Origin of the sequence: Sandaracinus amylolyticus (genome assembly GCF_021631985.1) — a bacterium.
In the GTDB taxonomy this organism is placed as follows: Bacteria; Myxococcota_A; Polyangia; order Polyangiales; family Sandaracinaceae; genus Sandaracinus; species Sandaracinus amylolyticus_A.
Window position 1 is genome coordinate 4,594,732 of record NZ_CP070225.1, and the last position, 13,357, is coordinate 4,608,088.

A 13,357-nucleotide genomic window follows, 5' to 3' on the forward strand; every position below is an offset into this window, starting at 1 on the left:
CGCGACGTGTAGCACAGGAGGTGGGTAGACTCGCGGCCATGCGCGCTGTGCTCCCGTGCTCGCTCGTGCTCGTGCTCTGCGTCGCGTGCGGCGACGACGACGTGGCTCCGCCCGACGCGGGACAACCGGTGATCGACGCGGGCCCGCCCGACGCCGGTCCACCGCCCGACGACTCGCCGCTCAAGGGCCCGTGGACGCTGCGCCCCGACGTCGATCGCATCGTGGTGCGATGGGAGTCGCGCCTCGCGCCCGAGCCCGTCGCGCTCGAGGTGCACCCCGAGGGCAGCGACGAGATCACGACCCACGAGGGCACCTCGCGCGAGACGATCGTGCAGCTCTCGTATGGCGTCGGCAGCGCCGCGATCCGCGAGCCCGACCATCCCGGCACCTACTTCGTCAACGAGGTCGAGATCACCGGGCTCACGCCCGCGACCTGTTACGAGTACTCGATCGCCGGCTATCCCGAGGAAGGCGGGCGCTTCTGCACGATGCACGCGCCCGACGATCACACGACGCCGATCACGTTCTATGCGATCGGCGACACGTCTCCCGCGGTGATGGGCACGGTGCGACTGATCACGAGCGAAGATCCCGCGCAGGCCGAGTTCACCGTGCACGTCGGCGACATCCAGTACTACTCGACCGTGATCGAGACGCACCAGGCGTGGTTCCGCCTGATGCGCCCGCTGCTGCGCGCGAACGCGTTCCTGCCCTGCGTCGGCAACCACGAGGTCGACGAGGTCCCGCACGAGTACGACGACTACTACCTTCGTCTCTTCTCGCCCGCGGGCCGCGACGGAACGAACGAGTGGTACCACTACCAGACCGGCGGCGTTCACTTCTTCTCGCTCTCGAGCGAGCACGATCTCGATCTCGGATCGACGCAGATCGACTGGCTCGAAGAGGAGCTCGCCGAGGCCGAGGCGGATCCGAATTACCGCTTCTCGATCGTCTATCTGCACCGGCCGCTCTACTCGGTCGGCGACTATCGTCCGCGCGAGAACCAGCGCGCGTCGCTGCTGCCGATCATCGACGGGCATCGCATCCCGCTCGTGCTCGCCGGGCACATGCACGGCTACGAGCGCTTCGAGGTCGGCGACGTCACGTACATCACGACCGGCGCGGGTGGGTTCGTCGACGCGAACATCGACGATCTCGTGGACGAGCTGCCCGAGGACGCCGCGCTGCGCGTCGCGTCGGGCTCGTTCCTCCAGGCGATGTTCGTGGAGATCGTGCAGGACGGCGAAGGACGCGACGTGATCCGCGGGCGCGTGGTCGACGACGTCGGCGTGGAGCGCGACACGTTCGAGCACGTGGTGGCGCCGTGAGGCGCGCGCTGGTGCTCGCCGTGCTGCTGAGCGCGTGCGGCGGTGACGACGACGTCGCGCCGCGCGATGCCGCGGTCGGGGTCGACGCGCTCACCACCGTCGACGCGCAGGTCGCGCAGGGGGATGCGCCGGGTCGCGCGGTGACGTGGACCGAGAGCGATGCGCCGCTGCTCGGTCCCGAGCGCGGCTTCTATCGCTACGTCGACATCGCGAGCGATCGAGACTTCGCGTTCGTGCGCGAGGGCGGCGACACGCTGGTCTACAGCTACGTGCGGCTCGATGCGTACCGCGACGCGCCGATCGCCGAGAGCCTGCTCGACGACGTGCAGGCCGGGCTCGACGCGGCGCGCGCTGCGGGGATCAAGGTGATCCTCCGGTTCGCGTACAACGAGGGCCCCTACCCCGACTCCGAGCCCGACGCGCCGCTCGAGCGCGTGCTCGCGCACATCACGCAGGTCACGCCGCTGCTCCGCGCGAACGAAGACGTGATCGCGGTGCTGCAGGCGGGCTTCATCGGCGCGTGGGGCGAGTGGCACACCTCGACGAACGGCCTCGACGACGATCCCGACGCACGCCGCGCGATCCTCGAGGCGCTGCTCGACGCACTGCCCGGGAGCCGCAGCACGCAGGTCCGTTATCCCGCGTACAAAGAGGCGATCTACGGCGAGCCGCTCGACGCGCGCGACACGGGCGACGAGTCGCGCATCGGGCACCACAACGACTGCTTCGTCGCGAGCGACAGCGACATGGGCACGTACCCCGAGGGCGAGCGCGATCGCTGGGTCGCGTACGTCGGCGCGGACACGCGCTTCGTGCCGATGGGCGGCGAGACGTGCGCGGTGTTCCCCTCGCGCTCGACGTGCTCGTTCGTGCCGGGCGAGATGGAGCGACTTCACGTCTCGTTCATCAACCGCGACTACCACCCCGACGTCGTCGCGTCGTGGTCGAGCGGCGGATGCGAGGACGAGATCGAGGCGCGGCTCGGATATCGCTTCGTGCTCGTCGACGGAGAGCTCCCCGAGTCGGTGCGCCCCGGAGGCTCGTTCCGGGTGCACGTGAGCGTGCGCAACGAGGGCTACGCCGCGCCGTTCAACCCGCGCCCGGTGTGGCTCGCGCTCGAGGGAGCCGGCGCAGTCGCGATCCCGGAGAGCGACGTGCGCCGCTGGGCCGCCGGCGAGACGAGCGAGATCGACGTGCGGGTGCGACTGCCGGCAGCGGTGCCCGCGGGCGAGCACGCGATCGCGCTGTGGATGCCCGATGCGAGCGAGCGCATCGCGATGCGCGCGGACTACGCGATCCGCACGGCGAACGAAGGAACGTGGGACGCCGAGCGCGGGTGGAACGTCCTCGGGACGATCCGGATCGACGATGCCGCGGAGGGCGGTGCGGATCCGGGGGCGACGGAGATGGCGATCCTGGAGTGAACGGCCGTGCACGAGCACGTGCACGGCTGTTTCTTCCGGCCCCCGAAATACCCACCCGAGGCCCCCCGTAGGGACCTCCCGACATGATCGCGCTCACCGCTCCCTTGCCCTCGCTCCCGCGCGCGGCAACCTCGGCTCGGTCGGGGAGAGGCACCATCGAAGACTCGCTCGAAGGCCGCGCGTCGCGCGGCGATCGTCGCGCGCTCGAGGCGCTCCTGCGCGAGCACGCGCGGGCGGTGCACGATCTCTGTCGTTATCTCGCCGGCCCCACCGAAGGGCGCGATGCCGCCCAGGAGTCGCTCGAGAAGATCGTCACCTCGATCACCCGGTTCGATCCCGCCAAGGGGTCGTTCCGCGGGTGGGCGCTCACCCTCGCCCGCAACGTGTGCCGCGATCGCCTGCGCCGCCGCGGGCTCGAGCGACGCACCTTCGTCGGCGAGGGCGACGAGGTCACCGCGACCACCGCGAGCGAAGCGCCCGACGTCGAGCGGGTCGCGCTCGCGCGCATCGAGAGCCGCCGCCTCGCCGCCGCGCTCGAGACCCTCCCAGAGGGCATGAGGCTCGCGGTCGTCCTCTTCCACGTGCACGATTCGACGTACGAGGAGATCGCGACCGCCCTCGAGGTCCCGATCGGCACGGTGATGACCTGGCTCCATCGCGGCAGGAAGCGGTTGCGCGCAGCGCTCGAGAGCGACACGACGACGGGAGGCGCGCCGTGAGCGGAGATCGTCGTCCCACCGAGTCGGAGCTCGAAGCGCTCGCGCACGGCCGTCGCGATCTGGTGCGCGACGAGATCGCGCGCGCAGTGGACGAGGACGCCGCGCTCTCCGCGTGGCTCGAGCGCGAGCGCGAGGACGCCCGCGAGACCTCGGTCGCGCTCAAGCGCGCGGCCCCCGAGATCGACGACTTCGACGCGCTGATCGCGGGCGCGATGAAGCACGCGCCGAGCGAGCACCCGAGCCCTTCGCGCGCGAGCCTCTGGACCGGCGCCGCGATCGGCACCGCGGTCGCGCTCGTGTCGGGGCTCGCCTCGGTGCTCGCGAGCGCCGAGCCCACCGTGCTCGCGCGCGAGGCGTGGTCCGATCTCACCGCGATCGCGCGGCTCGGCGTCACGCTCGCGACCGCGCTCGATCGCATCGCGGCGATGCTCCCCGGGGGCTGGGCCGCGATCGCGGCGATCGGGCTCGCGTTCTTCGCGCTGCTCGCGCTCCCGCTGCGCGCGATCGCGGGCGGCGGGTGGTCGCGCGCGCCGTCCTCGGCGGCGCTGATGCTCGCGGTGCTCGGCGCCACCACGAGCGCACACGCCTACGACCTCGAGGGCGCGTGGCCCGAGCCCGACGTCACGGTGTCGGTCGACGTCGAGCGCACGCCGCTCTCGGAGGCGCTGCGCCAGGCGCTCGCGTCGGCGCAGCTCGGGCTCGCGTACACGCTCCCCGACGATCCCCAGGTCACGCTGCACGTGCGCGACGCGCCGCTGCGCGAGGTCCTCGACGCGCTGCTCGCCGACGTGCCGGCGCGCGTGCGGCACAGCGGTCACCTGCTCGTGGTGCGTCCCGCCGTCGAGTCGCCGCAGGCGATCGCCACGACCGCGCCGAGCCCTCCGCCGCTCGTGCTCCCGCCTCCGCCGCCGCTCCCCGCGGCGCCGCCCGCACCGCCGCCGCCGGGCGACGAGCTGCGCGACCTCGTCACGTTCGGAGGCGATGCGCGCGTGCTCCCCGATCAGCGCGTGCGCGACGTCATCACGATGGGCGGCAACGCGCGCGTCGAGGGCCAGGCGTTCGGCAACGTGGTCACGATGGGCGGCGACGCCGACGTGCGCGGCACCGTCGTCGGCGACGTGGTCACGATGGGCGGCGACATCCACGTCGCGCGCGGCGGTCACGTGCACGGCCAGCTCAACGCGATGGGCGGCAACATCGCGGTCGACGAGCCGGTGCGCGATCACCAGGGCTCGATCTCGCTCTCGGTGACCAGCGCGCCCGACACCACGCGCGCCGCCTCGCACCACGACGACGACGAGAGCCGCGGATGGGTCGGCGAGACGCTCGAGGCCGCGATGCGCCACGCGCTGCTCTTCCTGCTCGGCCTGGTGTTCATGGGGCTCGCGCCGGCACGCCTCTCGATGCTGCAGAGCACGCTCGTGAAGCAGCCGCTGCGCGTGCTCGCGTCGGGCTTCCTCGGCGTGATCGCGGGCGCGGTGCTCACGCTCGTGCTGGTGATCACGATCCTCGGCATCCCCGCGGCGATCGTGCTCGCGCTCGGGCTCTTCCTCGGCGCGTACCTCGGGCTCGCGGCCACGGCGTCGGTCATCGGCGCGGCGCTGCCGATCGCGGCGCTGAAGGACCGACCGGTGCTGCAGCTCGCGGTCGGCGTCGCCATCTTGTTCGTGGTCTCGCGCGTGCCGGTGATCGGCGGACTGCTCGTGGTGGGCGCGACGCTCGCGGGGCTCGGAGCCGTGATCCTCACGCGCGGTGGGGCGCGGGCCATCGTCGGCGAGATGCCGATCGCTCGCTAGCCGAGCCTCGGAGGCTCGGTCGGCAGCCCCGAGACCTGGCGGGGCAGTCCCTCGCTGTGCTCGATCGGAGACATCGAGGCCTGGCTCTGCCGTCCCTCGCCGTGCTCGATCGGAGACATCGAGAGGCTCGATCTTCGTCGCCATTCGCGGGCGTCGCGAAGACGCGTGTTTTCATTGTGTTTTCCGCGCACGGCATCGCGCGAATCGGCCTCCGGTCGATCGAAATCTCGTGAGACGCGCGCGTCGCGCGCCGGAATTCGTGGTCGACGCGCCGCGAGTGACGTGCGACGAGCGTCGTTCATGCCGAAGAAGGCCTCGAATGCTCCGGTTCTGTCGCGACGCGCGGTCGGTCGCGCGACGCTCGCGCGTCAGATGCTCCTCGAGCGTGAGAAGACGAGCACGCTCGACGCGATCGAGCGCTTGATCGGCGTGCAGGCGCAGCTCCCGAGGCCGCCCTTCGTCGGGCTGTGGTCGCGGGTCGAGGGCTTTCGTCGCGAGGACCTCGCCGATCTGCTGCGACGACGCGAGGTGGTGCGCGCGACCTCGCTGCGCACGACGCTGCACCTGATGAGCGCGCGCGACTACGTCGCGCTGCGCGGCGTGATCGCCCCGGTGCTCGCGCGCGCGCTCGCGTCGATCACGAAGGCGCGAGGCGCGACGCTCGACGTCGATCAGCTCGTCGCCGAGGCGCGCCCGTTCTTCGCCGCGGAGCCGCGCGACTTCGAGGCGGTGCGCGCGCACCTCGCGGCGCTGCATCCCGACGCCGACGATCGCGCGATGGGCTACGCGATCCGCACGTCGCTGCCGCTGGTGCAGGTGCCGACCGACGACGCGTGGTCGTTCCCGGCGCAGGCCGACTTCGCGCTCGCCGACGCGTGGCTCGGCACGACGATCGACGCGCGAGAGACGGCGCCCGACGCGCTGGTGCGTCGCTACCTCGCGGCGTACGGCCCGGCGAGCGTCGCCGACGCGCAGGCGTGGACGGGCCTCGGTGGTCTGCGCCCGACGTTCGACGCGATGAAGGACGAGCTCCGCGTGCTCGCCGACGAGCGCGGCCGCGAGCTCTTCGATCTCGAGGACGCGCCGCGCCCGGGCGAGGACGCGAGCGCGCCGCTGCGCTTCCTGCCCGAGTGGGACGGCGCGATCGTCGCGCGCGCCGACGAGCGCTTCGTCGCGGCGGAGCACCGCCAGCACGTGTTCCTCAGCGCGCTGCGCGTCGCGCCCACGGTGCTGATCGACGGCGTCGTCGCGGCGACGTGGAAGATCGATCGCAAGAAGACGGGCGCGACGCTGACGGTCACGCCGTTCGACACGATCGCGAAGAAGGTGCGCCCCGAGCTCGAGCAGGAAGCCGACGCGCTCCTCGCGTTCCACGAGCCCGACGCGCCGAAGCGCGAGCTCAAGATCGCGAGCCTCTGAGCGCTTCAGTAGTGCCCCTCGGCGATCTGCGCGGACGTCGCGGGCCGTCCGGACGCACGCGCACGCGTCAGCCGCGCTCCGCCCCCTGCGTCACTCGGTGACCGAGATCCCCCAGAACGTGCCGGCGCCGGTGCCGAGCCATCCGACGAGCTGCGCCGCGAGCACCCACGCGCAGAGCGCGAAGGTCGCGGCGACGAGCATCGCGGAGCGGCGCCCGCGCTCGCTGCGCACGAGCCCGAGCGCCTCGAGCGCAGCGGGGATCGCCACGACGAGGTGCAGCGAGATCGCGGTGAGACCGACCGCGTGCAGAACGAGCACCTCGGGACGACCGAGCGCGTGCGTGAGCGTGACCCACTGCGCGACGAGATCGGCGCCCGCGAGCTTCGGCGCCCACATCGTCGCGACGTGGATCGCGAGGAACACGATCGACGCGATCGACACGACGGGCGCGAGGCGCCCCAGCGCGCGCACGATGCCCGCGTCGTCCTCGCGCGCCGCGCCGGACAGCGCGTCGCGTCGCACCAACGCGCGCACCGTGAGCACGGCCCACGCGCTCAGCGCGCCGATCACGACGAGCTCGATCGCGATCGCGAGCGGTCCGCGCGACGTGGACTGCATCCGCGCGATCCACGCGTCGCGCCCGCCGAACACGCTCCACTGCTCTCCGAGGTGGAAGGCGAGCCAGAGCGCGAGCGGCAGCGCCGCGAGCACTGCCTGGACGGCCGGAGCGTGGAGGCGCGGAGACGGACGCACGAAGGCCGCGCCGAGCATAGAGCTGGGCGCGGCCTCCGGTCGAGTTCGCGGTGTGGTCACTCGTCGAGCGTCGCGCGGAGCATCCACGCGGTCTTCTCGTGCTCGTCGGCGCGCGCGATCAACATGTCATGGGTCACGCCATCGCCCGCGTCGTCGGCGATCTGCGCGGCACGACGCGCGTCGCGCGCGAGGTGCTCGTGGCCGCGCAGCAGGATCTCCACCATCCCGCGCGCGCCGGGCGCGCCGTGATCGAGCGGGATGCGCGCGATGCTCGCGATCTGTCCGAGCGAGGTCGGCGCCAGCGCGCCCAGCGCGCGCACGCGCTCCGCGAGCACGTCGACCGCCTCGGCGAGCTGGTCGTACTGCTCCTCGAACATCTTGTGCAGCGAGTGGAAGTGCGGGCCGCGCACGTTCCAGTGGAACGACTGCGTCTGGAAGTAGAGCACGTAGGTGTCGGCCATCACGTGCGTCACGATCTCGCTGATCTCGCGGCGTCCGGTCTCCGCCGTGGCACGGCGGCCGTCGTCGATTCCGATTCGGGGCTCCATGTTCGTCCTCCCTGTGCCGCGTGCGCGGCGTGTCTGGTGGCTCGCCGACCCGGTGCTGCTGAGGCGGTCGTTCTCGAGCGTGAGCTCGGCGGAAGGTACTTCGACCCGGACCCCCTCGTCGTCGAGGGGGCACCGGACGAAATGTTCGTCGCTCCGCGGGCTCATCGCCGCGGAGGGTCGATCACGTCGAGAGCGCGACCGCGACGCCGTGGACCGTCGCGGCGATGCGCACGGCATCGTGGATCGCAGCCTCGGTCACACCGCCCTTGTTCAGCACCTCCTCGTGCGAGCGGATGCACGTCTCGCAGTTGCCGATCGCCGAGACCGCGAGGCAGAAGAGCTCGAAGTCGAGCTTCGGCCCCTTGGTGCGCGCGATGCGCTGCATGCGCAGGCGCGCCGGCATCTGCGAGTACGACTCCTTCGCGACGAGGTGTCGGAAGCGGTAGTAGACGTTGTTCATGCCCATCAGCGCCGCGGCGGCGCGCGCATCGTCGATCGCGGGATCGAGGAGCGCGGGCTCCACCTGGGCGCGGGCGGTGGTGATCAGCGCGCGCACGAGATCGCTGTCGCGCGATGCATGGGCGCACGCGATGGCGACGCCGTAGCGCTGCACCGGCGTGAGCGCGCCGTCACCGAGCACGCTCTGCAGGTTCAGGCGCAGATCCGAGGCGGCCTCGGGGAGCGCGTCACGGATGCGCTCGACGTCGACCGTCGCGCTCTCGGTCGCGGGCGAGAGCGGGCTCACGCGGCCTCCTTCTTCGGCGTGAGGGTCGCTTCGCCCTTCTTCCAGTTGCACGGGCAGAGCTCGTCGGTCTGCAGCGCGTCGAGCACGCGCAGCACCTCGTCGACGCTGCGGCCGACCGAGAGATCGTTCACCGAGGCCCAGCGGATGATGCCGTCGGGATCGACGATGAAGGTCGCACGGAGCGGCACGCCGTCCTGCTTGTGCAGGATGCCGAGCGCCTGGCTCAGCTCGCGCTTGGTGTCGGCGAGCATCGGGAAGGGCAGCGCGCGCAGATCGGGGTGCTGCTTGCGCCACGCGAGGTGGACGTAGTGGGTGTCGGTGCTGGCACCGAGCACGACCGCATCGCGATCGGTGAAGTCGCGGTGGCGGCGACCGAACTCGGCGATCTCGGTCGGGCAGATGAACGTGAAGTCCATCGGCCAGAAGAAGAGCACCTGCCAGCGTCCGGCGTGGCTGCGATCGCCGAGGGTCTCGAACTCGCGGCCCTCGTCGAGCGAGACGACGGACTGGAGCGAGAAGGCGGGAAGCTTGTCTCCGACGGTCAACATTCCGGGTTTCTCCTGGTGTGGATGGCCAGGGCTCATTGCGCGGAGCGTGCCAGCCGAAAACCCTGTGGATTCAACGAATCACACCGACGATCACCGACCTGACGGTGATCTCGACCACCGACTAATGGGTGACGGATGCGCCATCGACATTTCGGTGGAGCGGTGCCACAACTCTCGACGTGCCCGACTCCACGCTCGATCTCACCCGCGATCTCGCCGACCTCGCGACCCTCGCCACGAGCGACGAAGCGGACCTCGACGACATGCTTCGTCGCGGGCTCGACTGGCTCGCGAAGCTCGCGCCCTACGACCTCGCGTGCGTGTTCCAGCTCGAGGGCGATCAGCTCGTGGTGCGCGCGATGCGCGGCCCGCTGGCGCGCGCCGAGGTGCGCTCGCATCGCCTCGACCTCGACGCGTTCCCGACGATCCGCGAGGCGCTGGAGACGCGACGTGCCCGCGCGTACACCGAGGACGATCACGCGCACGGCGACGGCGATCCCTTCGACGGAGTGATCGATCTGCCCGCGGGCCACGCGTGCATGGTCGTGCCGCTCGCCGCGGGCGAGCGCGCGTTCGGCGTGCTCTCGCTCGATCGCCGCGAGTGCGTGACGTATCCGCAGGCCGTCGTCGATCTCGTCGAGATCTACGGGCGCATCCTGGCCCTCGCGATCCGCAGCGCGGAGCAGAGCGCGTCGCTCGCGCGGCTCGGCGCGCAGAGCCGCGAGCACGCGCGCCTGCTCGAGGAGCGCATCGAGGGCGGCGAGGAGGGCGGCGTGCTCGAGACGAGCGCGAGCCCGGCGGTGCGCGAGCTCGCGCGCAAGGCGCGGCAGGTCGCGGCGACGACGACGCCGGTGCTGATCCTCGGCGAGACCGGCACCGGCAAGGAGCGGCTCGCGCACGCGATCCATCGATGGAGCGCGCGGCGCGATCGGCCCTTCGTCGTGGTGAACTGCGCGGCGATCCCCGAGGGCCTGCTGGAGAGCGAGCTCTTCGGGCACGACCGCGGCGCGTTCACCGGCGCGACGCGGGAGCGCAGCGGACGCTTCCGCACGGCGAACGGCGGGACGCTGTTCCTCGACGAGATCGGCGAGCTGCCGCTCGAGCTGCAGGCGAAGCTGCTGCGCGTGCTGCAGACCGGCGAGCTGCAGTCGGTGGGCAGCGATCGGACGATCAAGGTCGACGTGCGCATCGTCGCGGCGACGCACGTGGACCTCGCGCGCGCGGTGGAGGAAGGACGCTTCCGCGAGGACCTCTACTACCGGCTCGACGTGTTCCCGCTGCGTCTTCCCGCGCTGCGCGAGCGGCTCGAGGATCTGCCCGCGCTGTGCGAGCACCTGCTCGCAGACCAGCGCGCGCGCACGGGACGTCGCGGCGTGCACGCGACGCGCGAGGCCATCGAGGCGCTCGCGCGACATCGCTGGCCGGGCAACATCCGCGAGCTCGCGAACGTGCTCGAGCGCGCGGCGATCCTCAGCGCGAGCGGGGCGCTCGGTCCGGTCGATCTCGGGATGAGCGAGCGCGCGCCGGTGAGCACGAAGAAGGCGCGCGGCGGCGACGGAGAGCTGGTGTCGCTCGCGGAGAACGAGCGACGGCACATCGCGGCGGTGCTGCGCGCGACCGAGGGGCGCATCTACGGCGAGCGTGGCGCGGCGAAGATCCTCGGCGTGCCTCCGAGCACGCTGCAGTCGCGCATGAAGAAGCTCGGACTGGACCCGGCGGGCGCGCGGTAGCTGCTACAACGGCGCGGATGAGCTTCGGAAAGAACCCTCACGTCGCGAAGGCAGAGGCGGCCGTGCAGAAGGCGGAGGCCGCGCGGGACGGCGATGCGCGCAAGCGCGCGTACCTCGAGGCCGCGCATCTCTGGGAGCGCGCCGCGGAGCGCGAGAAACCGGGCAAGAAGCGCGACGAGTACCTCGCGAACGCGGAGCGCGATCGCGGTCTCGCAGAAGGCGACGAGCGCGACGAGGCCGAGATCGAGACGGCGAAGGTGATCCCGTTCCGACCGCGAAAGAGCGAGTAGCGCGCGATCAGCCGCGCGCGCTACACGGCACCGGAAGGAGCCAGATCGCGCGGCCGTTCGCGCCCTCGAGCGCGCGCTCGAAGGGGCATCGGGCGTGCGCGAACGGGCACGCGAAGTCCGCGGGGATCACGCCGGTGCGCGCGACCTCGCGGGCCGTCGCGTGGGCCCGACAGATGTGGAAGGTCCGGTGCACGAGGAAGAAATCCACGTCCTCGTGCGAGTTGATGTACTCGGTGAGATCGCGGGTCCACATCGCGTTCTCGCGGTGCGTCTCGGGATCGACGAAGTACGCGCGCAGCTGGATCGGCAGCTCGTGCCACTCGGTCCTGCCGCGCTCGTCGACGGTCGCGTAGTACGCGGTGTCGTCGGAGCGCGCGTCCCAGAGACGCGCGAACTCGTCGCGCGCGTCGTCGTCGAGCTCGGCCCACCAGGCCTCGACGGTCTCGCGCTGCGGCGCGCTGAGCGTCGCGGTGACTCCCTCGGGCAGCGATCGCGTGCGCACGGCGCGATGGTAGCTCAACGCGACGTGGGCACGACCAGCGCGACCTGGTCAGCCGGTGCGTGGCGGAGCAGCACGTCGGCGATCGCCTCGCGCGGGAGCGCGAGCGCGAGCAGGTGATCGCGCACCTCGGAGAGCAGCATCGCGCGCCCGAGCAGCGACGCGACCATCCGATCGACGCTCCATCCGTGCGCACCGAGGAGGCTCAGCGCGGCACTGGATCGCACGCCGTTCTCGAGCAGCGCGCGCAGCACGTCGTCGTCGCCGTAGCCCGCCTCGTGCAGCGTGCGCGCGATCTCGGGCGTCGGCGTGGGCGGGTCGCGCTCGACGAGATGGAGCGCGACGGCGCTCGCGCCGAGGCCGTGACGGCGCAGGAGCGGCGCCCACGCCGTGACGTGCGTGCGCGCGCTCGCGAAGGGGATCCCGTCGCGCACGGGACGCGATCCCTGCGCGCACAGCCGCGCGTAGACGTCGATCAACGCGAGCTCCGTGTCCTGCTCCCGCGATATGGCAAGAGCGTCGACGAGCCGCGATGCATCCGGTCCGACGTCCTCGAGAGCGCGCAGCACTTGGCTCGGCTCCCAGCGGACGTGCACGCCACTCGGGGCACGGTCGCCGAGCGCGAGCAGGAGCTTCGCCGAGTCGAGCGCGGTTCGCCGCCGGAACGCTGCTTCGACGAGGCGCACCCTCTCGCTGTCGATGATCGCATCGTCCGTGACGAGACGTGCGAGCTCCGCCGTCGGCGCGTCGCGCTCGATCGCGGCCCACGCGGCGCGCACCGCGCGGTGTCGCGCGACGTGACGGGCGACATCGGTGCCGCAGAACCTCGTGGTCCGGTCGAGCACACGCTGCGCGCGCTCGATCGAGCCGCAGTGCTCGACGAGCGCGACCACGCCGTCAGGGACGTCCCACTCCTCGTCGTCGAGGAAGATCCATCCGCTCGCGTCGCGCTCGAACGGGATCGCTTCGAACGCCGATTCCAGCGCGAAACCGGCCTCCTCGGCACGCGCGAAGTAGCGCTCGAGCGGCTCGTCCGCCTGGAGCGTCGCGATGAGCAGACGTTCGAGCTGCATGCGACGAGCGTAGCCAGCGACCGCGTCGCATGCTCGCGTGATGGACTTCCTCCCACTCCCACGCGGCGCGACGGGGCTCCGTCACGTCCGCGACGAGCCCTTGCCCTTCATCACGCTCGACGATGCGCGGCGCGCGATCGGGACGATGCTGGCCCCTTCGGGCGCGATCACGTTCGAGCCCGATCCGAAGCCGTGGAGCGTGAAGAGCTTCTACGATCTCCGCGTGCGTCAGCGGGCTTCGACGCTGCGCGTGCTCGTGCACCGCACGCATCCGTGGATCGTGTTCGCCGACGCCGGCCTGCGCTTCGTCGCGCCGCCGCGCGATGCGCTCCCGCCTTCACCATTCGTGCTCGTGCCGCTCGAGGTCCTCGGACATCCCGCGGACGCTGCCGCGCTGTCTCGGCTGGCGCGCGCCGAGATGCAGCAGGTCGCGTACTGGAAGCCGCGCACCGTGGGCGACGTCGTCTTCCAGCACTGGGACTGAG

15 protein-coding genes are annotated in these 13,357 nt (G+C 71.8%); 8 read left to right on the top strand and 7 right to left on the bottom strand.

What is annotated here, in order from left to right; translation table 11 throughout:
- Positions 1 to 38 precede the first annotated feature (38 nt).
- The 4 genes from I5071_RS19410 (at position 39) to I5071_RS19425 (ending at position 5,267) form a co-directional block, all read left to right on the top strand.
- The gene (locus I5071_RS19410; RefSeq protein ID WP_236606969.1) at positions 39 to 1,328 is read left to right on the top strand and encodes a metallophosphoesterase; all 1,290 of its coding nucleotides are present in this window, start codon (positions 39 to 41) and stop codon (positions 1,326 to 1,328) included.
- Positions 1,325 to 2,752, top strand: a complete 1,428-nt coding sequence (locus tag I5071_RS19415) for a DUF4832 domain-containing protein (RefSeq protein WP_236606970.1) — start codon at positions 1,325 to 1,327, stop codon at positions 2,750 to 2,752. Before I5071_RS19410 ends, I5071_RS19415 begins: the two co-directional genes overlap by 4 nt.
- Positions 2,753 to 2,835: 83 nt before the next feature.
- On the top strand, positions 2,836 to 3,471 hold the full coding sequence (locus I5071_RS19420; protein ID WP_236606971.1) for an RNA polymerase sigma factor: 636 nt from the start codon (positions 2,836 to 2,838) through the stop codon (positions 3,469 to 3,471).
- The gene (locus I5071_RS19425; RefSeq protein ID WP_236606972.1) at positions 3,468 to 5,267 is read left to right on the top strand and encodes a hypothetical protein; all 1,800 of its coding nucleotides are present in this window, start codon (positions 3,468 to 3,470) and stop codon (positions 5,265 to 5,267) included. Before I5071_RS19420 ends, I5071_RS19425 begins: the two co-directional genes overlap by 4 nt.
- Here the strand turns inward: I5071_RS19425 and I5071_RS46635 are convergent.
- A complete protein-coding gene (locus tag I5071_RS46635) occupies positions 5,264 to 5,386 on the bottom strand; it encodes a hypothetical protein (protein WP_268921240.1) in 123 nt (40 codons plus the stop codon). The two genes, I5071_RS19425 and I5071_RS46635, sit on opposite strands and share 4 nt — an antisense overlap.
- 181 nt (positions 5,387 to 5,567) lie before the next feature.
- Between I5071_RS46635 and I5071_RS19430 the strand changes: the two genes are divergently transcribed.
- Positions 5,568 to 6,686 carry a winged helix DNA-binding domain-containing protein gene (locus tag I5071_RS19430; protein ID WP_236606973.1) on the top strand — a complete coding sequence of 373 codons (1,119 nt, stop codon included), beginning with the start codon at positions 5,568 to 5,570 and terminating at the stop codon, positions 6,684 to 6,686.
- Positions 6,687 to 6,776: 90 nt separating this feature from the next.
- Here the strand turns inward: I5071_RS19430 and I5071_RS19435 are convergent, their stop codons facing one another.
- The 4 genes from I5071_RS19435 to I5071_RS19450 form a co-directional block, all read right to left on the bottom strand.
- The gene (locus I5071_RS19435; protein ID WP_236606974.1) at positions 6,777 to 7,439 is read right to left on the bottom strand and encodes a hypothetical protein; all 663 of its coding nucleotides are present in this window, start codon (positions 7,437 to 7,439) and stop codon (positions 6,777 to 6,779) included.
- A 56-nt stretch (positions 7,440 to 7,495) separates the two neighbouring features.
- Entirely contained in the window at positions 7,496 to 7,987 is a 492-nt protein-coding gene (locus tag I5071_RS19440; protein WP_236606975.1) for a Dps family protein, read from the bottom strand.
- Between the two features lie 181 nt (positions 7,988 to 8,168).
- Entirely contained in the window at positions 8,169 to 8,732 is a 564-nt protein-coding gene (locus tag I5071_RS19445) for a carboxymuconolactone decarboxylase family protein (protein ID WP_236606976.1), read from the bottom strand.
- Complete coding sequence (locus I5071_RS19450) at positions 8,729 to 9,280, bottom strand: peroxiredoxin (RefSeq protein WP_236606977.1); 552 nt, start codon at positions 9,278 to 9,280, stop codon at positions 8,729 to 8,731. The genes I5071_RS19445 and I5071_RS19450 overlap by 4 nt, the downstream gene beginning before the upstream one ends.
- Before the next feature lie 179 nt (positions 9,281 to 9,459).
- Between I5071_RS19450 and I5071_RS19455 the strand changes: the two genes are divergently transcribed.
- Together I5071_RS19455 and I5071_RS19460 are read left to right on the top strand one after the other, a co-directional pair.
- Positions 9,460 to 11,010, top strand: coding sequence for a sigma 54-interacting transcriptional regulator (locus I5071_RS19455; RefSeq protein WP_236606978.1), 1,551 nt, complete (start codon positions 9,460 to 9,462; stop codon positions 11,008 to 11,010).
- Between the two features lie 17 nt (positions 11,011 to 11,027).
- A complete protein-coding gene (locus I5071_RS19460; protein ID WP_236606979.1) occupies positions 11,028 to 11,300 on the top strand; it encodes a hypothetical protein in 273 nt (90 codons plus the stop codon).
- Positions 11,301 to 11,307: 7 nt separating this feature from the next.
- On the opposite strand, the gene I5071_RS19465 is transcribed toward I5071_RS19460, so the two are convergent.
- Positions 11,308 to 11,802: a hypothetical protein gene (locus tag I5071_RS19465; RefSeq protein ID WP_236606980.1), complete on the bottom strand. Its 495-nt coding sequence runs from the start codon at positions 11,800 to 11,802 to the stop codon at positions 11,308 to 11,310.
- Positions 11,803 to 11,816: 14 nt separating this feature from the next.
- Positions 11,817 to 12,872: a hypothetical protein gene (locus tag I5071_RS19470; protein WP_236606981.1), complete on the bottom strand. Its 1,056-nt coding sequence runs from the start codon at positions 12,870 to 12,872 to the stop codon at positions 11,817 to 11,819.
- A gap of 40 nt (positions 12,873 to 12,912) precedes the next feature.
- Between I5071_RS19470 and I5071_RS19475 the strand changes: the two genes are divergently transcribed.
- Positions 12,913 to 13,356 carry a hypothetical protein gene (locus I5071_RS19475; RefSeq protein ID WP_236606982.1) on the top strand — a complete coding sequence of 148 codons (444 nt, stop codon included), beginning with the start codon at positions 12,913 to 12,915 and terminating at the stop codon, positions 13,354 to 13,356.
- Position 13,357: the final 1 nt, after the last annotated feature.

What these genes read in the sequence shown, in the direction of transcription:
- I5071_RS19430 (WP_236606973.1), top strand. Translation starts at nt 5,568, where the DNA reads ATGCCGAAGAAGGCCTCGAATGCTCCGGTTCTGTCGCGACGCGCGGTC.
- I5071_RS19410 (WP_236606969.1), top strand. Translation starts at nt 39, where the DNA reads ATGCGCGCTGTGCTCCCGTGCTCGCTCGTGCTCGTGCTCTGCGTCGCG.
- I5071_RS19475 (WP_236606982.1), top strand. Translation starts at nt 12,913, where the DNA reads ATGGACTTCCTCCCACTCCCACGCGGCGCGACGGGGCTCCGTCACGTC.
- I5071_RS46635 (WP_268921240.1), bottom strand. Translation starts at nt 5,386, where the DNA reads ATGTCTCCGATCGAGCACGGCGAGGGACGGCAGAGCCAGGCCTCGATG.
- I5071_RS19470 (WP_236606981.1), bottom strand. Translation starts at nt 12,872, where the DNA reads ATGCAGCTCGAACGTCTGCTCATCGCGACGCTCCAGGCGGACGAGCCG.
- I5071_RS19440 (WP_236606975.1), bottom strand. Translation starts at nt 7,987, where the DNA reads ATGGAGCCCCGAATCGGAATCGACGACGGCCGCCGTGCCACGGCGGAG.
- I5071_RS19450 (WP_236606977.1), bottom strand. Translation starts at nt 9,280, where the DNA reads ATGTTGACCGTCGGAGACAAGCTTCCCGCCTTCTCGCTCCAGTCCGTC.
- I5071_RS19460 (WP_236606979.1), top strand. Translation starts at nt 11,028, where the DNA reads ATGAGCTTCGGAAAGAACCCTCACGTCGCGAAGGCAGAGGCGGCCGTG.
- I5071_RS19420 (WP_236606971.1), top strand. Translation starts at nt 2,836, where the DNA reads ATGATCGCGCTCACCGCTCCCTTGCCCTCGCTCCCGCGCGCGGCAACC.